The organism is Fodinibius sp. (assembly GCF_034521915.1).
In the GTDB taxonomy this organism is placed as follows: Bacteria; Bacteroidota; Rhodothermia; order Balneolales; family Balneolaceae; genus Fodinibius.
The window spans coordinates 81,663-102,168 of sequence record NZ_JAXHLU010000020.1 but is presented as its reverse complement, the minus strand read 5'-3'; the positions used below and the strand labels follow the sequence as shown (position 1 = coordinate 102,168).

Sequence of the window (20,506 nt, the reverse complement as noted above, 5' to 3'; positions counted from 1 at the left end):
TGGTTACCGCTTGTTTAAGGTTTTACTTTTATACTTTTTAAGCTGTCGAGCCACATTTTCGATAACCATGTTGATGGCCTGTTCATACGAGGAGGCCTGCTCTTTTGCATTGATTAATTTTTGGGGAACCTTCACATTCAACTCGGCCTGTTGTGGGTTTTCATCGTCGGGAACCGGCTGTAGAACGATATCACAGGTTAAAATTCGATCATAAAACTGGTCTAATTTTTGTACCGCATCTTCGGCGTATTGATGAAGTTCTTTGCTCGCATCAAAATGTCTTGCCGTGAACGTAGTCTTCATAAAAGTTACCTCCTAAATTAGCTTTAGTTTTTAGCTCTTGGATGAGCTGTTTCGTATACGTTTTTCAGTCGTTCAACTGAAGTATGTGTGTAAACTTGTGTAGCGGCCAAGTTTGCGTGGCCTAATAGTTCCTTAATTACTCTGATATCGGCACCCTGATCGAGCAGGTGGGTGGCAAAGCTGTGCCGTAATACGTGCGGACTTTTTTGTGTCACTTCGCTGGCACGCTGCAGATAATCTTTCACAATGCGCTGTACCGCACGTGGATACAGGCGCTGTCCGCTTGCCGCAATAAAAACAGCCTTACGGGCATCGGCATCGGTTCGTTCTCCGTACAGCTGGGGCTTGGTTTCAAGATGATTCTTTAACGCCTTACCGGCTTGCTTGCCAAAGGGCACAATACGTTGCTTGGCACCCTTACCCAGCACTTTAATTTGGTTGAGCTTAAAATTGACGTCTTCTTCGTTTAGGTTCACCAACTCACTTAATCGGATGCCCGTTCCATACAACAATTCTAAAATAGCTCTATTCTGTGACGATTTTGGCGTATTTCCTTCGGCCAAATCCATCATCCTATTTAAATCTTCAGCGTTGGCTGTTTTAGGTAGAGGTTTATCTTTTTTAGGTACAATTAATAAATGCGCCGGATTTTGTTCAACGATTCCGCGCTTAAAGCAGTACTTACAAAAAGAACGAACGGCAGCCACTTTTCTTGCAATGGTACTTTTGGCCAGACCGCGCTCAGACAGGTGTCCCAGCCACAGCCGGATCGTGAGTCGTTCGATTTCTGTGACATCAACATTTTCTTCGGGCACATCAAAGTAGATAGTGCAGTACTCAAGAAATTGATGCAGGTCGTTTTTATACGAAGTGATGGTATGCTCCGAGGCATTGCGCTCGACCTTCAAATAGCGGAGATATTTGTCTATGGCTTTCTTCATCTACTTGCAATATGGATACTTTGCGCATAAAAATAAACAGCGATTAATTGGTACTGAAAAGCCTGCTCAAAGAATTAGATATTGCGATCTTTCCACTGTGCCGACACTCCATTGAAATAATCTGAAAGTACTTGTATGCCCAGTAGCTGATACCAAACTACGCCCAATGGATGCAGGAAGCCGTATCGCAGTTTCCAGCCAAACCACAAGTCAACCGTAAAGCGTTGCAAAAACATCAGTACAACGGCGGCAAGAGCCAGGAGGATAAGCTTTGTTGATCCCCAAAGAAACAAGAATGGTAAGCTTAAAATGGGAATAATAAAGGTGATAATATGCAACAGCCCCATCCCGATAAATAGAAAGGGATTGTGACCAAAACCGGCAAAAAAGTTTTTGCGGAATCCCTGCCAGAGTTCTTCCCTCGACTCATACATGCGGCAGCTCACCGCATTCCGGCCGTGATACATCTTCATGCGAAATCCGCCCCGCCTGATATTTTTTGCCAGTTCAACATCCTCAACTACTTCATTTTTTACGGACTGATGCCCGCCGATAGCCTCATATGTATTCTTTTTAAAGGCCATAAACTGTCCATTGGCAGCAGCAAAAAGAGGTCCTATTTTGCACTGTAAAAAAGATGGCAACCATTTCGGAGATCGATATACGTAACGAGTAGGCAGGAGCGTGAGTAGGGCAAAATATACGAGCGGGATTACGGTCTTCTCCCAGAACGAACCAAACTTTTGCCGGGGCCATAAAGTAATAAAATCGACGACGTCACTGCCCATTGTGCGTACAACCTTTGATGTTGCTTCAGGTTCCAGCCAGGTATCGGCATCAATAAAAATAAGGATATCACTTAAGGCTTGCTCCGAAAGCTGGTGACAGGCCCACGATTTGCCCAGCCAGTCGTCGGGCTTTGGCTGGCCGCTAATCACTGTTAACGTATCAGTATATCGTTCGGAGAGCGAATCCAGAATTTCAGAAGTGCCGTCAGTAGAACCATCATCAAGTACTAAAACATGGTGATTGGGATAATGCTGGTCGATAGCGGAACGCACGCACCGCTCAATAGAGTTTGCTTCATTGCGGGCGGGAATACAGATGGTCACCGACGGAGCCTGCTCGTCGAAATAGTTGCGCGGCGTCGGGGGCAAAGGTGTAAAATCCTTTTTATTGAGATACAAAATGCTGCCCGTAATAAGCAGGTATCCCAGCGCTATGTAGAGTAAAATCGTCATCACTAAAAGGTAGCAGTGTAAGTCCTAAGATCAAACAGCTTGCAGCTGATCATTTAAACTATTTAATTGGCAGCTCATGAAAATAGTATCCGAATTCTCCAAAGACATACGTCAGCCCAGCCACACATCCGGCGGCTACCAATGGTGGTACTTCGATGGTATTTCTTCGGATGATCGATTTAGTTTTGTAGTAATTCTGTATGAGGGAAACCCGTTTTCCACACGTTATAATGGGGCACTATTGGCGGACAAAAACCCTTCTCCCGTAGAATATCCCGCAATTAGCATCTCCATTTACGAGTATGGACAACCCATTTATTACAGTTTTACCGAGTTCGAAAAATCTGATTGTCATTTTGATGAAGAACATCCGCTTGTAAAAATAGGAAACCATAAGATGGAAGGGAGCCTGATTGACAATCGGTTGCATTATGAGTTACAGCTTAGCGAAAAGTTGCCGAATGGGGATCAACTGAAAGGGACGATAGTGTTTAAAAGTGAAGAGGGCGACAATATTTTCAATAGTTTGGATAACAGTTCTACCGGACACACCTGGAACTTGGTACAGCCAAGAGCAGATATAGCTGCTGATTTAGATCTCGATATAAAAGGGGAGGAGAGGTCGATCAAATTTAAGGGACATGGATATCACGATCAGAATGCCGGAAATGAGCCCATGAAAAATGAGTTTGACGACTGGTACTGGGGGCGCTTCCATTTTGATTATGCTACGCTGGTGTATTATGTGATGAATCGGAGGGATGAGCAACAGCATCGGGCGTGGCTAATAAAAAATCAAGATGCCGAGGTTTTGAAAATATTTGAAGAGGTTGAGATGGCGGATAAGGGACTTACGGTATTTGGATTAAAGACGGCTCGAAAACTGGGATTCCGTTCCGGAAATATTGAAATCCGTGTTCAGCAGTCCCTGCTGCTCGACAACGGACCATTTTACCAGCGCTATAAAAGTGATGCCTTTTTGAAGATTCCAGACCAGCAGGTAGTTGAGTCAACAAGAGGAGTTACCGAGTATATTCGTCCGGACCGTATTTACAGCAAACTGTTTTGGCCCTTTGTCAACATGCGAATTTGGTATAAGCCAAAGGGGGCGCATTGGGTACAGCGATCAAAGCGGTTGTATCGATGGACGTGGTAAAATTATTTTTTAAATCATAAGAACTTGGGAGCCAATATTTTAACTTGCGATATATAAATTATGTTTATAGTATAAACGAATATAATAAATAACATCTATTAGTAGATTATAACTTTAACTATTCATCAATAATAATTATGTGGAAACAATTAAGCAGATCACCGATAGTATTAATTGTAAGTTTCATTTTATTTATCGGATGCAATAATAGCTCGGGACCTGATACCGAGCCCGAGGTAACACTGTCGGTTGCGGTTGACAACTACCAGGGGCTGACTAACAGATAGTTGATGGTTATCAGCTGGCAAATAATAAAATGAACCTCAGACTACCACCCACTTTCGACTCGTACAAAAAGGCTGGAGCCCGAAGAGTATCTTCATGAACAAGAAATTCTACTGAGTGTAGGTGAGCATGAAATGGAATCTGACGGGAGTAGCAGAAAATTGTGAGGTTCTTGAAGAATGCTCAGCGAAAACTATTCTGTCATCGCGAATGTAATGCGGCGATCTCCTTTGAAGCTTTGATCTGAGATTGCACTGCCTATGCCGAAGCTTTTTTATGCAGGTGCCAATACATGAAAGGCTCCGCGCAGGCAGGTAGGATGCAATATATATGCAGAAGTAAGCGGCTAATATTTCTTTTGAAGGTGGATCATGCAGCTCACAAATAGCTGAGGAAGCATTTTGTGTTCAATCAGCCAGTTTATGATGGCGGATTCCTATGCAACGTCGTACATGGTCTTAAGTACGTGATGAAACGATTTCGCTGTCGATGGATAACAGCAGTCGAAGCAGTGGGCACCTCATTGCTATCTTCCTGTCCTGATGGACGGACCTGACAACCACCTGCGGCAATGTCACGTAATGGACAGTTTCCGTGAGCGATCAAAGCGCTGCTCATCTGTTCGACTGATGCAGCATAATAGCAGTTCTTTCCAATACCTGGTATCGTGAGCAACGCCTGCAAAGTTTGCTTATAATGATCGTTAGCTAGCGTCTCCATTCTCCGATCAATTTGGGTAATATTATCGATAAGATGCTGCCGGTGCTGTTGGATCATTTCTGCAACCATTGGTTCCACTTGGTTTTGACTAAAGGCCTCATCCTGACCATTTAGGATGGCTTGCTGTCGCAATAGCCCTTCCCGTAGGCTCATGAGTTGGCCCAGCGCCTGGCGAACGTTAGATGGCGGGCGCCAACGGTCAGGCCGTTGATCGATTCCGTACTGGGCTATTAACGCCGCATCTTTGGCGTCTGTCTTTGTCCGGCTAAGCCTCATTTGCCCATAACGGCGAATAACCAGCGGATTAACTACGGCTTACCGTAACCTTCGATTGCAGTAGAGCCAGCTTGCTCAAGTTAGAGATAATAGAGACCGGAGGCTTGAACCATTACGATATGAGTCGGTATGACGGATCAAGGCATCCACTGGCAAAGATCTTTCCATCCGGTAAGATTGTGACAAAGCAGGCTTATCCGTGCTGGTCATCCGATGGTCATATCTACTTTACCAGCGTGGCTCAATCTACCGAAAAGAACACAAAGTCTGGCTTACAGGCACTTAACCATAATTCTACTCGCTCTAATCGGTCAGACTATTCAACAGATACTGATTTTTTTGATGATCGCGATGGAGATGATCGTTACATTACATGTCCGGAAAAGTAGCTTTCTTTTCCAAGTATATCTTTGCCTCGTATTTTGAGGAATGATTTTATTAAATGAGAGAAATATGTCTATTCTTATTGCAGGAAAACTTCAAATTCACTGTCGTCAAATCCGGCCGTTTTACGTAGTTCCGCCAGCATCTGGTCGAGCACTTCTTCGAAATGAGCTGTTTTTTCTTCACTGGATAATGAATCTTTTAAACGAACAGCTCGCCCCACATGCAGGTGCAGCTCCGGTTTGCTGTGACGAATGGTGTGCATGTAGATACTGATAGGCACAAAATCCACATCCTCCAACTTATCGTGCAGCCAGGTCAATCCCCCCTCAAAATTCATGGAGCTACCTACTGGGGTTATTGCTCCTTCGGGATAAATGAACAGGCTGGCATTGTCGCGATCAAATGATTTTACGGCATAGCGCAGGGAAGTAACAGCGCAACGCGGGTCATCTCTGTTAATTGAAAAGGCACCGATTTTCTGAAAGAGAGAATAGGTTTTCATCTGTTTATCTTCCATGATGGCGCGAGCCTGCTGACGAAATCGGTACTCGTTGAGCATCAGGGGAATTAATCCATCCCACCAAGAGTGATGATTGAGGTAGTAAATGGTTTTACACTGTGAACAGGGTTCGTACTCCTGTTTAAGCCATACCGTTTTGAATCTCCATTTGAAAAGGAGCTTGGTGTAAAGCCGAAAAATTTTAATAAAAAAGGGTGATTCCTTAGCGGGAATAAAATCCAAAGCAAAAATATTTGTTGAGTGTTGTTGACCTGAATATCTTTAGCCTGCTATAGAGTTTCCAGTATTAAAAAAAGTATTTGTTATGGACCAACAGGCGATTGAAAGTTATGCCATTAATCATACTACGGACCATTCGAAACTTATAAAAGAGTTGATAAGCGTTTCGGAAGAGAATCTCGAACACATTGATATGCTGAGCGGGCGATTGGTGGGGCGGCTGCTGAGTTTGCTTGTAAAAATATCCGGGGCCAAACGAGTGCTCGAGGTCGGCACTTTTACGGGCTATTCGGCACTGACGATGGCCGAGGCATTGCCTGATGATGGAGAACTATTTACGTGTGAATACAATGAGCGCTACGAAGATATTGCCCGTACCTTTTTTGAAAAGAGCGAAGCCGAATCCAAGGTAACGCTGGTGATGGGCAAGGCTTTGGAAACCATTCCCACCATTTCGGGCAGCTTTGATTTTGTATTTATTGACGCGGATAAGATTAACTATCCCAATTATTATAAGATGATTTTACCACGTCTTGAACAGGGTGGTATCATGGTAATCGACAATGTATTCTGGAGTGGGGAGGTGTTAGATTCCGAATCCGATAAAGGTAAGGCTATTGACGAGCTGAATACAATAATTCGGGGCGATAACGCCGTTGAGCAGGTAATGCTGCCGGTGCGTGATGGAGTTACGGTGCTGCGTAAAAAATAAAAAGCCTGAATCCGAGTAATCAGATTCAGGCTCTAAATTTAGCAGAGCGTTGTAAAATCAGTCAACGATTTCAATAAGCTCAATATCAAATGTTAAGTCTTTGCCAGCCAGCGGGTGGTTGGCATCGAGCTTAACGAGTTCATCTTCAACAGCAGTGATTTGAACGGGAATAGCCTGTCCATTTTCTTGCTGTTGCATCTGCAGTTGCATACCAACCTCCGGATCGATGTTATCGGGGAGATCAGATTTTGCTACTTCCAGCTCCAGGTCTTCTCGTCGCTGACCATAAGCGTCACCGGATTCAATTTCTACGGTGGTTTCGTCGCCTTCTTCCATGCCGACGACCGCTTTTTCAAAACCGGGAATTAACTTGCCTTCTCCCAGTGTAAACTCCAAAGGTTCGCGATCTTGAGAACTGTCAAATACAGTTCCTTCTTCAGTTAATGTTCCTGTGTAGTGCACTTTTACGGTGTCACCGTCTTTAACTTTAGACAAAATACTTTTGGTTTGTTTCTAATTGTCATGAATGTCTTTGAATATAAGGGTTTTTAGCGAAAATTGAGACCCTATTATCATTCAAATCTGATTGTTAGTAAATACGATTCATTAAAAAAAGGAATCAGGTGAAATCGTAAAGTCTGATTTTATCTAAGCGAGTCCTTATCTATTTTAATATGTATACTGCACTTTCCGGATACAATATTTTTTAAATTTATATCCTATGAAACGACCTTTATGGCTTCCTATGACCTTATACCTGATCTCTTTCGAAGTATACTATTTTTGGAGGATTGGGTTGTATTTTCACCATCGATGCAGGACTGACTATGGCATATATGTGAAAAGGAAGTACAACTATAGATGATTACGGTATTATTTTAGGCATCGAGAAAGGTTTTACCATCTTTTCGCATAGGTTTTAGAAGACAGATTGTTCGTAGAAATTCCCAAAGGTATCATCCTGTGTTTTACTTTTATACACCTGATTGTTTTTAACTAAGTGGGAAAGAGTAGGAAATTAATAAAGTGGGAGAAACTTCTGAATGCACAAATCAGTCTATAAGAAATGATTTTAGCACTGATTTTTGTTGCCTTAATAATATTTTTTGCCTTCAGAATGTATGATTCGAATATCTGTGATATTAAACATTGAACTCAAAATGTAGTACTATACAAATATATTTCAGAATTATATGTTTGGATTCATTGTTATATTCCTGATTAACATTCATGAACTAACGGGATAATCAGATGAAGGAACTGCTTGAGAATTTAAAAACGGTGGCAATAATAGGCTGTTCAGCCAACAAGTATAGAACCAGTTATCATATTGCTAATTATTTGAAGGAAAATGGAATCCGTATCTTCCCGATTAATCCCAACTATGAGGAAGTATTGGGGGTGAAATGTCTCCCAAGCCTGAATGAAATTCCCGAAAATATAACTATTGACGTGGTTGATATTTTCAGGGATTCGCAATATACGGCCGATATGGTTCGCCAGGTTATTGAATGGTCGGAAAAAACAGGACAAAAGCCGGTGATATGGACCCAACTGGATGTTTCTTCTGATGAGGCAAAATCTTTGGCCGAAGAAGCAGGGTTTACGTATATAGAAAATGAATGCATGATGGTACAGCACGAAAGAGTTACAGCTTAGGAATGCTCTTTGGTTTGCCCCATCATCTCCTTTCGGTCCTGATGATACTCCTTCAGTTTTTTTGCAAGCAGACGCTCTATTTGCAGTTCATCTTCGGGAGGAATATAGGTGGTAAAATCAGTGAGCTTGTCATCAGGCGTATAGTATTCAATAAGTAATACGTTCTCGGATTCCCACCGATAGGCAACCACTTTTTCCCATGATACAGACTGATCTAAAATGAGAATGCCCTTGTCTCTGAATTCAGGAACTATTGTTACGGTGAGTCCCCAGAAACCAAAGCCCAGTAGTGATAATCCCGAGGTAATACCAATGCCGGTAAAGGGTCCCAATTGCAGAATGCCAGTACGATAGATACCAAAAGTGATAATCAGTATAGCAATAATGTTGGGGGCTGCGTCGGTCCAAAAAGATCGATACACATATTCGGTTTTGTTAATAGCTCGTTTTAGAGAAATCATTTTAAAGGCAAAGCCCGAAAAGAATCCGGCGACCAGGCAGTATAAAAACATCGTAAAGCGAGCGGCAATATCTTGGGATATGAGGTCGAGCCATTGCCCCGCAGAGATGAGGGTGAGAAGTACCATTGCTCCCACAAAACCATTCAAGACTCTGCGCTGATTAAGATGTTGCAGGCGAAGAATTCGGCGATATCCCATCCAAAATGAAAGCAGAAATGCTACAGCCAATAAGCTAACTATGAGATACATGCGTTTCTTTTATCTGTTAAAACTGTTGGAATCCATGGCATGAACGCCTTACCTTTCGATCTAATATAAGAAAAGATGACTATGCAAAGTGATATTTTACCTACCGGAATTGAAGTTTCCAACAGCGATCAGATTTTGGAAATAGATTGGTCAGACGGACATCATTCGGAGTACTCGTTGTTTGGACTTCGGAAAAATTGCCCCTGTGTAATGTGTCGCGGTGGACACGGAAATATGAATACCTTTGACCGATCGCTGTTTTTTGTGGAGCCTACCCAGCACTTCGAGATTGAGGATATTAAGCAAATTGGCAATCATGCTATCAAGATATTTTGGAGCGACGGTCACAATAACGGTATGTACCAGTGGGAAACACTGCGGGATATGTGTCCCTGCAAAGAATGCTATCCCGAACAGGAATAATACAGAAATATTATTCTTATGACTGTTTTATTCTTTGTTTTGGGATTAGGGTTTTTAATTCTGGGTGCGGAAGTATTGGTTCGAGGAGCATCCCAAATTGCGTCTAGTATAGGTATATCACCGCTTATTATAGGGTTGACAGTTGTGGCATTTGGAACAAGTTCACCGGAGCTGGCCGTAAGTATAAAAGCTGCTGTCTCAAGTCAGGCAGATATTGCTCTGGGCAACGTAGTGGGAAGTAATATATTCAACGTGCTTTTTATATTGGGTATATCAGCGCTTATCGTGCCCCTTCGTGTCTCACAACAATTAATTAGGCTGGATGTACCACTTATGATCGGGGTTTCTGTGCTGACATTTCTTTTGGCTATTGATTTGAATATCAGCAGAATTGATGGGGTACTCCTTGTACTTTGCTTGGCAGGATATATCGGCTTTCTGATTTATCAAAGCCTTGGTAATTCAGAAGAAAATAGTGATCATAATCAAAATGAAATAGAAAAAGATGAGCCCAGTGAGAAGTCACGTCATTTTGTTAACCTAATATTGGTGGTTGGGGGTCTTGGCTTATTGGTAATTGGATCGCGATGGTTTGTCAATAGTGCCGTAAGCTTCGCCACTTATTTAGGGATCAGTGAACTGGTAATTGGTCTCACTATTATTGCTGCCGGTACCTCAATGCCGGAAGTCGTTACTTCGATTATTGCGGCGATTCGCGGTGAGCGAGATATCGCGGTCGGAAATGTGGTGGGTAGTAATATATTTAACATTATGGGAGTGCTTGGCATTGCCGGTATCATGGGACCGGATGGAATCAACGTTTCTGAATCATTTGTGAGTTTTGATATTCTACTGATGATTGCTGCTGCGGTAGCTTGCTTGCCTATCTTTTTTACAAAAGCGACTATAAATAGATGGGAAGGGGCATTATTTTTAGGTTATTACGTAGTATATACGCTTTATCTTGTTTTACTAGCGAGCGATCATGGAGCATTGCCAATATTTAATAATATAATTCTGTACTTCGTCATTCCATTAACGGTTATTACAGTTTTAGTTGTTGTTTTTCAGGAGTTTATAAGCAAGAACAAAGCTGCTGAGAGGTAGTTTTTTTATTCCTTCCCGGCTTTATGTATTGATAAACTAATCGCTCACTGAATGGTTTCGCAGGGTATCAACTGTAACACGTTTTTCCCAAATCGTAGCATCGGAGCTTAACACCGAATAGGGGGCAGGAATCATATGATCTGGCCTCGGTTGATAATTCTCAACTAAGTTGGTGGGTAATCCAGGATCGACAAATGTGAAATCCAGTAATGGAGCACTTCCCGAATTTTGATAGCTTAGATTTATATGAACGGCTTTTGTAAAATCGTGGAAGTAATATAAGTACCGACCCATATCTTGGTCATCAAAAATGGGTTTACCCTCTATAGCTATTTCAGTTATTGGCGAAGAGTTATTCCAATTCATCTTCATAGCAATTCCCTTTTTTGCATTCATTTTCAGGGTGAGGAACCGTTGAGAGTCAGAGCTGCTGTCGCTTAAGATCTCGAATTCAGGTTGCGGTATATCAAGCGAGGTCGTTTTCTTGTATAATGCATTGCTTCCAAGCGATAACGAAATATCGGCAGGCGCTCCTCTGCTGTAATCATCCGATAAAAACTGCTGTGTCCAGGCATCAGTGGATGGCTCGCGGCTGATCCAATAGGCTGTATCAGTATCCAGATTCTGAACAAAATTAATACTGTTTTGCTTTTTGTGATTGTGGTCGAAATCGGAAGTTAGAGAAGCAGCAATCATACAGATCAGGGATAGAGTAAGAATTCCACCACTCCACTTGTACTGGTGATTTTTGATAATGGACCACACCAGTGGCCACATTAGTCCGATGAGTAATATGAGCACAACCATGCTTACTGCCAGCATTTCGGTGGTTAGCATGATTTGCACCAGCCTGATATAGGGCGAAATGATAAAAAGTCCCCAAAAGAAAGCAACAGCTAAAACAGCAGTATGTTTCCAGGAATAATTTGTGAGATCATCCCCTAAAATAATCCATCCCGCAAGACCCATCAGTGCCGGCCAGGTGAAAATATAGGAAGCGGTAGGTAAATACCAGGCTGTTATCAGGGATAATAGTATCCAAATTGTAAACGGGCCGGATATTAACTGTTGGGTTGATAATTTGTTTTGAATCCAGCCGTAAATCCCGATAAAAAGCCCGGCATTTAACAGAGTAAAGCCCCAAAAATACCAAGCATGGTTATACACTTCGCCCTGTATAATCCATTGATACTGTGGATGAAGTGCTTTAAGTCCTTGCCATCCGAAATAGGTGATAAGGGCTCCAATGGTAACGGTGATTAAGAATAATAGCAGGCTCCCAAGATATCTTCCGATGGTTATTTGTTTTGTTCGAAATAGATAAATCAAAAAGGTGATAAATAGCAGACCTGTGACCAGCGCCAAGGGGAATGACCACCCGGAGGGATAGTATAACAGCCCGCCGGTCACGTTATTGAAATAAACAAATTCGGTCTCGCTTTGCTGGGCAAAATTCGTGTTTCCAAAATGCCTGACATTGCTCAGTAGGTTGGAACCGTGGTGCTGGACGGATGCAAGCGAAAGGTTTTCGGGCGTATCCAGCATGGTATGGTAATGCAGAAAGTCTTTGGTGAATGCAAAATTGAGTCCATCAAGTCCGGCCCGTTTGGTTACCGACATATCGGTATCGTTGGGCAACAATTTATAAACGGTGTACATCAGCGAGTTGGCGACCGGATACGGCGTGGCTTGTGCAAAATGGGGAATAAGGTGACCGTTATTTTCACTTGTTTCGAACATCATGGAGGGGCCGCTGGAGCCGCGTGATTCGAAGTTGAGCACGAGATCTATTTCTTGCAGCTCTTCAAATTCATCCGTAAAAAGTTCGGCCCCCAACAGGCCGCGCTCTTCGCCGTCTGTCATTAAAATCCACACATTGTTTTGCAGGGTATTTTGTTGGGATTTGATAGCTCGAAGCGACTCCAAAATTGCAGCTACGCCCGAGGCATCATCGCCGGCTCCATAGGTGTTGGGTTTGGAATCGTAATGGGCCATCAGCAGAATAGTTCTCTGTGGGTTAGCGCCGTTCATTTTCGCAATGATATTATTTGTATTACCCACCAATCCGCGGTCAAAACTTGAGCCAATGCCAATACCGGATTGTATGGTTGGCTCTAATCCCAGTTGGCGAAGCTCATCCAAGATATAGCTTCTGGCACTGTCGTTAGCTGCAGTACCAAGGGGACGTGGTGTTTGGGCTAATGCTTCAATGTGTTTGAAGGCACGTTCTGCTGAAAATTCGGTATCGGGACTTGTTTCCGGGTTGGGAGATGGTGGGGATATCACATAAAAACTGAGCCACACAGAAAGTACCAAAACAACCCCTAAAACGATCCGATGATTTATGGTTTTCATAGAGAAAAAGTTAGGGGATGTTTTTATGCATCCCCGTTAAAAATGTTATTGTGGATTGGTAGCCCAGACACTGGTTTCAGTGATAAAACCGCGGTCGTGGAGCGAAAGCATATTGCAGATCGCCTTGGCAATATCATCAGCGACCAGTTTAGTGGGATTAAATTCGCGTCCGCCGCGACCGGCCTTGTCAAAGAATTCGGTCTGCACCTCGCTGGGATTAATCTGCATTACGCGAATATTGTTGGGACGCAGTTCGGCTCTCCAGCATTCGGTCATGCCGCTGAGGGCAAATTTGCTGGCACAATAGGCCGTACCTCCTTCAAAACCGCGTTTACCGGCCGATGACGAAACATTGATAATATTTCCATAATCCTGCTCGATAAAGTGCTTGGCGCATTCACGTCCCACCATCATAGCACCAACGGTATTAACTTGTAGTACACTTGTAAGGACTTTTTCGGATAGATCTGTAAGTTTTGAAAACTGTCCGTAGCCCGCATTGTTGATCAGTACATTAAAACCATCGAGCTGTTCAATAGTTTCTTCTACGAGATTGATCACCTGTTCTTCCTCACGGACATCACACTGGAGTGGGATCGCCCCAATTTCATCGGCTGCTGCTTCCAGTTTATCTAGTCCGCGAGCCGCAATAACAGCTTCGCCGCCGGCTTCAATTATTGCTTTTGCCGTTGCCTTGCCAATGCCCGAGCTTCCGCCCGTTACCAGTGCTTTGATATCAGATAATTCCATAGTGCAATAATTTTTAGATTAAAAACTAAATTTTCCAAGTGTAATATTTGCAGTAAATCGTTGAGATACAAATTGTGTAACTTTGTGCTATGATATTACTCAATTAAGGATTGAGCTAAGGTTTGTATCAGCTTCCACGCCTCATTCACATGGTGTTTTTCAAGGTTCGTATTTCCCAGTACAATGCGAATGGTATATTTTCCATCGAGTTTGGTATGCGTTAAAAAAAGTTGCCCGCTTTGCTGTATTTGCTCGAGGAGTTTTTCATTGAGCTCATTGAGTTTTTTCTCATCATCAATGTAGTCGGGATGAAAACGAAAACAGATCGTATTTAGGGGAACCGGTGCCATAAGCTCAAAATCATCGTGTTGTTCCATTTCCTGTTTTAAATACTGAGCGAACGTAATATGCTGACGGATTTTTTGCTGTAATCCCTCGATACCAAAGCTGCGCATTACAAACCATAGTTTGAGTGCACGGAATCGACGTCCCAATGGAATTCCCCAGTCGCGATAGTTCTTCACCCGCTCATCTTCAGGAGTTTTCAAGTATTCCGGCATAATTTCAAAGGTACGCACCAGCAGAGCCTCATCCTTAACATAAAAGGCAGAGCAGTCAAAGTTGGTAAACATCCATTTATGGGGATTAAAAACGAACGAATCTGCATGTTCGATGCCCTCATTCATCCATCGCCGTTCGGGTAATAAGAGAGCCGTGCCCGCAAAGGCGGCATCTACGTGTAAAAAGATCTCATACTTTGAGCAGATTTCCCCGATTGCTTTAAGGGGATCAATAGCTGTAGAACCGGTAGTGCCAATGGTTGCCACTACGGCAGCAGGCTTGAATCCCTTTTCAAGATCTGCTCGGATTGCTTCTTCCAGCGCACTCGGATCCATGGCATATTTATCATCTACCGAAACCTTTCGAAGATTTTGTCGCCCGAATCCGGCTATTTTAACATCCTTTTCGATAGATGAATGCGTTTCTGATGAGCAATAAATCGTAAAGGTTCCATCATTCGGATATCCTTTCTCATTGACTTTAAAATCGGTGATCTGTTCACGGGCCATCAGCAGGGCGCAGAGGGTAGAGGTGGATGCCGTACTTTGAATGACACCTGTAAATGGTTCAGGTAATCCGATAGCTTTGCGCAGCCATTCCATCACCTTTTCTTCGAGTTCGGTGGCGGCCGGAGAGGTCAGCCAGCTCATACACTGGGCACCGAGCGTAGCCGTTAGCATTTCTGCCAAAATTGAAGGATAGCTGGTGTTTGCTGGGAAATATCCCATAAAATTAGGACTCTGCCAGTGGGTTATGCCCGGCATGATAATATCTTCAAAATCTTTGAATTGCTGCTCAAATGACTCGCTTTTTTGGGGTGCCTCATCGGGGAGTTTTTGCAAAATATCTCCGGGCTGTACATTCGGTTTAACGGGATAATCTTCAACCTCTTCAAAGTAATCGGCCATCCAGTCGACGAGCTGATGGGCATGTTTGCGGAATTCTTTATTGTTCATTGGTTATTAATTTTTTCTTACTTAGAGGTGTCAAATAAGATGGAGCCCACCTCACTTGGCTGCTTATAAGTTTATGAACTCCAATATATCAGGTGGACTCCATCTTATCTTTTTATTTTTTGTAAGTATTTGATTGCATTCAGGTCTTACTATAAAAAATTAGAAATATGGATCTTGAAACTGGAAAGTTTTATCACCTTTATAATCGCTCCAACAATAAGGAACTGTTGTTCAGGAATGAAGAAAACTATAGGTATTTCTTACGCAAGTTTAAAGCCAGATTCAAAGATTATTTATTGGTTTATGCCTACTGCTTGATGCCAACGCATTTCCATTTCTTGATAAAAATCGAAACTGAAAATATTGATGACCTTAGAACACATATTGGAATTCAACTGAGTGCTTATACAAAGGCTATTAATAAAGCATTTGACCGAAACGGAAGTTTATTTCAACAGCATACCAAAGCTAAATTAATTGATAAGCAATCATATTTGTTAACTTTGATTTCTTATATTCATCAAAATCCGATCAGGTCAAAGTTGGTTGACAAACTTGAGGCATGGCCTTATTCCAGTTATTTAGATTTAGCCGGATATCGAAACGGAACACTGGTAAATCGATCAATTATAGAAGAAAACTTTTCGACCGTGGAAGATTTTCGAGATTTTTCGAATCAGACTATTCAAAATATTCCCGAAAAACATTTGGTTTAGTGTAAATAGAAGGAGTCCACCTCTGAGGTGGGCTCCTTCTATGGAGACTGAGAATTATTTTGCGGTGGTTACGTTTTACACGCTGAATAATTTTAATGGTCCTTCACATTTTGAAGCTATTTTTGGTTCACAGCCGGTACAAAATTATCCTTTTCGTGCGTATCACTCCACCTTAATCCGCAATAATTCTGATGTCGGCTTGGGAAAATCTTATTTAGATTTAATTTTATTTTCATGGGACGTTTAGAGTATTATAAAACCATCGATCCTGCCGAGGCGAAGCGTATTCAACTCGAGCTGAGGAAGCAAATTTGTTTAGATCAGCTTCCATGTAACCCAAAATTAGTAGCCGGAGCTGATATTTCTTTTGATCGCGGATCGGATATGATGCATGCAGCCATCGTAGTTCTGGATCTGAAATCCTTAAAACCGGTGGCGCGTTCCCTAGCTTCTGACGAAACGAGTTTTCCTTATATTCCGGGATTATTGGCTTTTAGGGAGATCCCCGTGCTGTTAAAAGCATGGAATCAACTTAATTATAAACCTAATGTATTACTATTAGATGGACACGGCATTGCGCATCCCCGACGGATGGGTATTGCTACCCACTTTGGAATTGAAGTTGATCATCCGACAATCGGCTGTGCTAAAAGTATATTAACAGGTACCCACGGAGAACTTGGTATAGAAAAGGGAGATAAAGCCGATCTTGTAGATGGTGACGAAAAAATTGGAATTGCTTTGCGGAGTCGAAAGAATGTGAATCCGATTTATATATCGCCGGGACAAAAGTGTTCTTTTGATGATACTTATGAAGTTGTGATGCAATTATTGACTAAGTATAAATTGCCAAAGACTACACGACTGGCACATCAATGGGCAAATAAGTTGCGGAGGGGTGAAGCGAAAGAGGGATATCAGAAGATGCAGTAGGCAGATGGCGGGTGGCAGTTTAGTTTTTAAATTATTATTGTGACGTATACCACATATGAAATTATCATTATGGGAGAAGGATTCAAAGACCTGAAAGTTTATAAGATGGCCTATCAGTGTGCCAACGATGTTTTTGAGGTAACAAAATGTTTTCCCAAAGATGAGAGATACTCACTGACCGACCAAATTCGAAGGTCTTCAAGAAGTGTATGTGCTAATATTGCCGAAGCATATCGCAAAAGAATTTATCCCAATCATTTTAGGTCGAAAATTTCAGATGCCGATGCCGAATGTTCAGAAACTCTTGTTTGGTTAGACTTCTCAAGAGATTGTAGCTATATATCTAAAAAACAACATAAAATATTAATCAAACGGTATCAGCAAATAGGAAAAATGCTTGGAATTATGATACAAAATCCTAAAAAGTTTCTTCCAAGAAAGTAACTCAGAAACTTTCAGTTGTAACGTAAAACAACACACAACTGCATACCGCCATCTGCCAACTGCTAAAGTCTGCGCAACACCGATTCTGCCGCATGATAACCACACATACCGTGAACGCCGCCGCCGGGCGGAGTGGAGGATGATGCGATATACATATTGGTTTTTGGGATATGATAGGGATCAAATAACCCCGCCGGACGCGTGAAAAGCTGCGTGATGTCAGCGCGTCCGCCATTGATGTCACCACCAATATAATTGGGATTATATGATTGCATGGCTTGGGTATTCATCTTGTGGGTGTCGATAATACAATCTCGAAATCCCGGAGCAAAGCGTTCAATCTGATGAATAATTGGCTCCGTCATATCTTCAGTGGATCCATTGGGAACGTGGCAATACGCCCAGCCGGTGTGATTATCATCCGGGGCTCTCGTTTCATCCCATAAACTTTGCTGTGCGACTAATACATATGGCTTTTCGGGATGTTGCCCACTGGCTGTTTGTTTTTCTGATGTCGCAATTTCTTCGAATGCTCCCCCCACGTGTACGGTTCCTGCTTTTTGGCACAGTTCGTCTTCCCATGGGATGGGATCACTGAGTGCGAAATCAAGTTTGAATACTCCTTGACCATACTTATAACGCTGCAGTTTTTTTATGTATGATTGTGGGAGATTTTCGCCTGCAATATCTAAAATTTGTTGAGGAGTGTTATTAAATAAAATGACTTGGGATTCGGGCAGCTGATCAGTAGAAGAAACTTCAACGCCTGTTTCAATTTTACCACCCAGCGACTTAAAATGCTTTGCCATAGCTTTAGTAATTGCGTGGGATCCGCCTTTGGGATAGGGCCAGCCAACGGTATGGGCGGCAGTACCCAGTACCAGTCCAATAGCAGCAGTAGCGGTGGCATCAAAAGGCATAATGCCATGAGCTGCTAATCCGGCAAAGAGAGCGCGTGTTTGGGTAGATTTAAATCTTTTGGCAAAACTGTTTGCTGATTGAAGTGCTTGAAGTCCAAACCGCGCCATCATTAGAGGGTGATTCGGTAAAAGCGAAAACGGAGCTAAAATATCAGTAAGAAGACCATCCCATTTATCAAGGAAAGGCGCAATGCTGTGAGCGTAGTTACTTTTATCTTCGCTATTAATATATGATACCGTTTTATCAAATGACCGAAACAGTACTCCGGCGGGCTGATCGTCCAATGGGTGGGCAAGCGGCACCTCGGGTTGAATCCATTCGAGACCGTAATCTTTGAGCGGTAGACTTTTTAAAAACGGAGATGCTTTGGCCAAGGGATGGATGGCCGAGCAGATATCGTGATGGAAGCCGGGCTGGGTTAATTCCATCGTTCGGGTTCCGCCGCCGATGGTATCTTCTTTTTCAAACATTTTAACCGATAGTCCCTCTTGCGCCAGGCGGATGCCGGCCGCTAAACCGTTGGGACCTGAGCCGATAATAATTGCGTCATAATCCATATATCGTGGATAATATTAATCAGAAGTGTAGTAATAATTTTTGGAGTTACATGATAAACTGAATATTAATAGATAGAAAAACTAATAAATATTAAAGTAAGATATCTAAAAGCAATTTTGTGATATTCTATAAGCAATTCTTACATTCTGAACGGAATCTATGAGAGCATAAATCCAAAGCTGGATTAATTTTTTTGGATATAGCTTGATTGTCATTGGTGCCACTAAAGTAAAAGCTTACAACTTGATTTACTTATGATAGTTCATCTGCTGAAACCGGAATTTGAAGAGCTCATTAAAGAGAAGGACTGGGTAGCTCTGAAGGATATTCTGAATGATGTACCTGCCGTTGATGTGGCAGAACTATTGGAAGAATTAGATGCAGAGGTGGCGATTGTAATATTTCGTTTGCTCAAGAAGCAGAAAGCGGCCGATGTGTTTACCTACCTGAGTTCGGGGAAGGGGGTAGAGCTTCTCAATATGTTTACTGCACAGCAGCTGAGTGAAGTGATGTCGAACCTGGAGCCGGATGAGCGTGTATCACTGATGGAAGAACTTCCCGGCCATCTAACGCAGCGGATTATGAACTCAATGAGTGTGGAAGATCGCAAACAGTCGCAAAAGCTGCTTGGTTTTCCCGACGAGAGCGTAGGTCGACTGATGACACCGCGCTATGTTAAGGTGAAAAAAGATTGGACCGTTCAGCGGGCCATGGAACATATTAGGCAATATGGCCACAGCGTTGAGACGGTTAACGTAATATATGTGGTGGATGCAGATGAACACCTGATTGATGATCTGCGATTGAATCAGCTAATCTTGGCCGATCCCGAAGCACCGATTTCTTCGTTAATGGATGAAAGCTTTGAAGCTTTGAGTGCTTTTGATGATCAGGAGGATGCCGTAAAAATGCTCAGTAAGTACGATCGCGTAGCCATGCCGGTGGTCGATTCTGATGGCATCCTCGTTGGAATTGTGACGGTTGATGATGTAATTGATGTAGCCGAGGAGGAAACGACCGAGGATATGCAGCTGATGGCCGGTATGAGTGCGCTGGATGATTACTATTCGGAGACGACCATTTTTCAAATGGTAAAGAAGCGCGTGGGCTGGCTGATTATGCTGTTTATGGGTCAAATGCTCACCGTTACCGCTATGGCCAACTATGAGGAAGCACTGGCCGCAGCAGCGATGCTCTCATTTTTTATTCCGATGATTATTTCCAGCGGTGGTAACTCGGGTTCACAGGCAGCAACGCTTATTATTCGCGCCATATCAACAGATGATATTAAGCTTAATGACTGGTGGATGGTGCTAAAAAGGGAATTGCTGTCAGGATTTTTGTTGGGTAGCTTTTTAGGAGTTTTAGGATCAATAGTTATTGCTACCTGGATGGTAATGCGGGGCAATGTGTTTTCAATTGAGCTTGTTTTGCAGGCATTAACGGTGGGAACAAGCCTCGTTGGGGTTGTAGTATTCGGTAATTTAAGCGGATCTATGCTGCCTTTTGTGATGTCACATTTTGGGTTAGATCCGGCCGTAACATCGGCTCCTTTTGTTGCTACCTTAGTTGACGTGACGGGTATCATTATCTACTTTTCAGTAGCGTTATTATTATTACAGGGCGTGTTATTATAATTTTAAAATTAGGGAT

The 20,506-nt window shown here is 42.7% G+C and carries 20 protein-coding genes and 1 pseudogene; 10 read left to right on the top strand and 11 right to left on the bottom strand.

Going from position 1 to position 20,506, the window contains the following annotated elements:
- Positions 1-3 precede the first annotated feature (3 nt).
- The 3 genes from hpf to U5J89_RS15270 all read right to left on the bottom strand — a co-directional run bounded on the left by hpf (position 4) and on the right by U5J89_RS15270 (position 2,485).
- Complete coding sequence (hpf, locus tag U5J89_RS15280) at positions 4-303, bottom strand: ribosome hibernation-promoting factor, HPF/YfiA family (RefSeq protein WP_322576518.1); 300 nt, start codon at positions 301-303, stop codon at positions 4-6.
- 23 nt (positions 304-326) lie between these two features.
- On the bottom strand, positions 327-1,244 hold the full coding sequence (gene xerA / locus U5J89_RS15275) for a site-specific tyrosine recombinase/integron integrase (RefSeq protein WP_322576517.1): 918 nt from the start codon (positions 1,242-1,244) through the stop codon (positions 327-329).
- A gap of 74 nt (positions 1,245-1,318) precedes the next feature.
- Positions 1,319-2,485 carry a glycosyltransferase family 2 protein gene (locus U5J89_RS15270; protein ID WP_322576516.1) on the bottom strand — a complete coding sequence of 389 codons (1,167 nt, stop codon included), beginning with the start codon at positions 2,483-2,485 and terminating at the stop codon, positions 1,319-1,321.
- A gap of 76 nt (positions 2,486-2,561) precedes the next feature.
- Between U5J89_RS15270 and U5J89_RS15265 the strand changes: the two genes are divergently transcribed.
- The gene (locus U5J89_RS15265) at positions 2,562-3,641 is read left to right on the top strand and encodes a hypothetical protein (protein ID WP_322576515.1); all 1,080 of its coding nucleotides are present in this window, start codon (positions 2,562-2,564) and stop codon (positions 3,639-3,641) included.
- 705 nt (positions 3,642-4,346) lie between these two features.
- Here the strand turns inward: U5J89_RS15265 and U5J89_RS16135 are convergent.
- Positions 4,347-4,949: pseudogene (locus U5J89_RS16135) on the bottom strand (IS110 family transposase); the annotation flags it as partial.
- A 92-nt stretch (positions 4,950-5,041) separates the two neighbouring features.
- Here U5J89_RS16135 and U5J89_RS15260 point away from each other — a divergent pair.
- Positions 5,042-5,311, top strand: coding sequence for a hypothetical protein (locus U5J89_RS15260; protein ID WP_322576514.1), 270 nt, complete (start codon positions 5,042-5,044; stop codon positions 5,309-5,311).
- Between the two features lie 74 nt (positions 5,312-5,385).
- On the opposite strand, the gene U5J89_RS15255 is transcribed toward U5J89_RS15260, so the two are convergent.
- A complete protein-coding gene (locus U5J89_RS15255) occupies positions 5,386-6,051 on the bottom strand; it encodes a lysophospholipid acyltransferase family protein (protein ID WP_322576513.1) in 666 nt (221 codons plus the stop codon).
- 82 nt (positions 6,052-6,133) lie between these two features.
- Here U5J89_RS15255 and U5J89_RS15250 point away from each other — a divergent pair, with 82 nt between their 5' ends.
- Complete coding sequence (locus U5J89_RS15250) at positions 6,134-6,760, top strand: O-methyltransferase (RefSeq protein ID WP_322576512.1); 627 nt, start codon at positions 6,134-6,136, stop codon at positions 6,758-6,760.
- Between the two features lie 57 nt (positions 6,761-6,817).
- Here U5J89_RS15250 and U5J89_RS15245 read toward each other — a convergent pair whose 3' ends face one another.
- The gene (locus U5J89_RS15245) at positions 6,818-7,255 is read right to left on the bottom strand and encodes a peptidylprolyl isomerase (protein WP_322576511.1); all 438 of its coding nucleotides are present in this window, start codon (positions 7,253-7,255) and stop codon (positions 6,818-6,820) included.
- 756 nt (positions 7,256-8,011) lie between these two features.
- Here U5J89_RS15245 and U5J89_RS15240 point away from each other — a divergent pair.
- Positions 8,012-8,419 carry a CoA-binding protein gene (locus tag U5J89_RS15240; protein WP_322576510.1) on the top strand — a complete coding sequence of 136 codons (408 nt, stop codon included), beginning with the start codon at positions 8,012-8,014 and terminating at the stop codon, positions 8,417-8,419.
- On the opposite strand, the gene U5J89_RS15235 is transcribed toward U5J89_RS15240, so the two are convergent.
- A complete protein-coding gene (locus U5J89_RS15235) occupies positions 8,416-9,129 on the bottom strand; it encodes a hypothetical protein (RefSeq protein WP_322576509.1) in 714 nt (237 codons plus the stop codon). The genes U5J89_RS15240 and U5J89_RS15235 overlap by 4 nt on opposite strands.
- 81 nt (positions 9,130-9,210) lie before the next feature.
- Here U5J89_RS15235 and U5J89_RS15230 point away from each other — a divergent pair, with 81 nt between their 5' ends.
- Together U5J89_RS15230 and U5J89_RS15225 are read left to right on the top strand one after the other, a co-directional pair.
- Positions 9,211-9,552, top strand: coding sequence for a DUF971 domain-containing protein (locus tag U5J89_RS15230; protein ID WP_322576508.1), 342 nt, complete (start codon positions 9,211-9,213; stop codon positions 9,550-9,552).
- An 18-nt stretch (positions 9,553-9,570) separates the two neighbouring features.
- Positions 9,571-10,659, top strand: coding sequence for a calcium/sodium antiporter (locus tag U5J89_RS15225; RefSeq protein ID WP_322576507.1), 1,089 nt, complete (start codon positions 9,571-9,573; stop codon positions 10,657-10,659).
- 36 nt (positions 10,660-10,695) lie between these two features.
- Here the strand turns inward: U5J89_RS15225 and U5J89_RS15220 are convergent, their stop codons facing one another.
- The 3 genes from U5J89_RS15220 to U5J89_RS15210 all read right to left on the bottom strand — a co-directional run bounded on the left by U5J89_RS15220 (position 10,696) and on the right by U5J89_RS15210 (position 15,281).
- Complete coding sequence (locus tag U5J89_RS15220) at positions 10,696-13,014, bottom strand: M28 family peptidase (RefSeq protein WP_322576506.1); 2,319 nt, start codon at positions 13,012-13,014, stop codon at positions 10,696-10,698.
- 45 nt (positions 13,015-13,059) lie between these two features.
- The gene (locus U5J89_RS15215; protein ID WP_322576505.1) at positions 13,060-13,764 is read right to left on the bottom strand and encodes an SDR family oxidoreductase; all 705 of its coding nucleotides are present in this window, start codon (positions 13,762-13,764) and stop codon (positions 13,060-13,062) included.
- Positions 13,765-13,859: 95 nt separating this feature from the next.
- Positions 13,860-15,281: a pyridoxal phosphate-dependent decarboxylase family protein gene (locus U5J89_RS15210; RefSeq protein ID WP_322576504.1), complete on the bottom strand. Its 1,422-nt coding sequence runs from the start codon at positions 15,279-15,281 to the stop codon at positions 13,860-13,862.
- A gap of 167 nt (positions 15,282-15,448) precedes the next feature.
- Between U5J89_RS15210 and U5J89_RS15205 the strand changes: the two genes are divergently transcribed.
- From U5J89_RS15205 to U5J89_RS15195, 3 genes are all read left to right on the top strand, one after another.
- The gene (locus U5J89_RS15205; RefSeq protein WP_322576503.1) at positions 15,449-15,997 is read left to right on the top strand and encodes a transposase; all 549 of its coding nucleotides are present in this window, start codon (positions 15,449-15,451) and stop codon (positions 15,995-15,997) included.
- A 234-nt stretch (positions 15,998-16,231) separates the two neighbouring features.
- The gene (gene nfi / locus U5J89_RS15200; RefSeq protein ID WP_322576502.1) at positions 16,232-16,930 is read left to right on the top strand and encodes a deoxyribonuclease V; all 699 of its coding nucleotides are present in this window, start codon (positions 16,232-16,234) and stop codon (positions 16,928-16,930) included.
- Between the two features lie 69 nt (positions 16,931-16,999).
- Positions 17,000-17,374 (top strand): four helix bundle protein, encoded by a 375-nt coding sequence (locus tag U5J89_RS15195; RefSeq protein WP_322576501.1) that lies wholly within the window; start codon positions 17,000-17,002, stop codon positions 17,372-17,374.
- Positions 17,375-17,436: 62 nt separating this feature from the next.
- Here U5J89_RS15195 and U5J89_RS15190 read toward each other — a convergent pair whose 3' ends face one another.
- A complete protein-coding gene (locus U5J89_RS15190; RefSeq protein WP_322576500.1) occupies positions 17,437-18,852 on the bottom strand; it encodes an NAD(P)/FAD-dependent oxidoreductase in 1,416 nt (471 codons plus the stop codon).
- A 255-nt stretch (positions 18,853-19,107) separates the two neighbouring features.
- Here U5J89_RS15190 and mgtE point away from each other — a divergent pair, with 255 nt between their 5' ends.
- Positions 19,108-20,490 carry a magnesium transporter gene (gene mgtE / locus U5J89_RS15185; protein WP_322576499.1) on the top strand — a complete coding sequence of 461 codons (1,383 nt, stop codon included), beginning with the start codon at positions 19,108-19,110 and terminating at the stop codon, positions 20,488-20,490.
- Positions 20,491-20,506 lie beyond the last annotated feature (16 nt).

Coding starts and splice junctions, on each gene's coding strand:
- hpf (WP_322576518.1), bottom strand. CDS start 303: ATGAAGACTACGTTCACGGCAAGACATTTTGATGCGAGCAAAGAACTT.
- xerA (WP_322576517.1), bottom strand. CDS start 1,244: ATGAAGAAAGCCATAGACAAATATCTCCGCTATTTGAAGGTCGAGCGC.
- U5J89_RS15270 (WP_322576516.1), bottom strand. CDS start 2,485: ATGACGATTTTACTCTACATAGCGCTGGGATACCTGCTTATTACGGGC.
- U5J89_RS15265 (WP_322576515.1), top strand. CDS start 2,562: ATGAAAATAGTATCCGAATTCTCCAAAGACATACGTCAGCCCAGCCAC.
- U5J89_RS15260 (WP_322576514.1), top strand. CDS start 5,042: ATGAGTCGGTATGACGGATCAAGGCATCCACTGGCAAAGATCTTTCCA.
- U5J89_RS15250 (WP_322576512.1), top strand. CDS start 6,134: ATGGACCAACAGGCGATTGAAAGTTATGCCATTAATCATACTACGGAC.
- U5J89_RS15240 (WP_322576510.1), top strand. CDS start 8,012: ATGAAGGAACTGCTTGAGAATTTAAAAACGGTGGCAATAATAGGCTGT.
- U5J89_RS15235 (WP_322576509.1), bottom strand. CDS start 9,129: ATGTATCTCATAGTTAGCTTATTGGCTGTAGCATTTCTGCTTTCATTT.
- U5J89_RS15230 (WP_322576508.1), top strand. CDS start 9,211: ATGCAAAGTGATATTTTACCTACCGGAATTGAAGTTTCCAACAGCGAT.
- U5J89_RS15225 (WP_322576507.1), top strand. CDS start 9,571: ATGACTGTTTTATTCTTTGTTTTGGGATTAGGGTTTTTAATTCTGGGT.
- U5J89_RS15220 (WP_322576506.1), bottom strand. CDS start 13,014: ATGAAAACCATAAATCATCGGATCGTTTTAGGGGTTGTTTTGGTACTT.
- U5J89_RS15215 (WP_322576505.1), bottom strand. CDS start 13,764: ATGGAATTATCTGATATCAAAGCACTGGTAACGGGCGGAAGCTCGGGC.
- U5J89_RS15210 (WP_322576504.1), bottom strand. CDS start 15,281: ATGAACAATAAAGAATTCCGCAAACATGCCCATCAGCTCGTCGACTGG.
- U5J89_RS15205 (WP_322576503.1), top strand. CDS start 15,449: ATGGATCTTGAAACTGGAAAGTTTTATCACCTTTATAATCGCTCCAAC.
- nfi (WP_322576502.1), top strand. CDS start 16,232: ATGGGACGTTTAGAGTATTATAAAACCATCGATCCTGCCGAGGCGAAG.
- U5J89_RS15195 (WP_322576501.1), top strand. CDS start 17,000: ATGGGAGAAGGATTCAAAGACCTGAAAGTTTATAAGATGGCCTATCAG.
- U5J89_RS15190 (WP_322576500.1), bottom strand. CDS start 18,852: ATGGATTATGACGCAATTATTATCGGCTCAGGTCCCAACGGTTTAGCG.
- mgtE (WP_322576499.1), top strand. CDS start 19,108: ATGATAGTTCATCTGCTGAAACCGGAATTTGAAGAGCTCATTAAAGAG.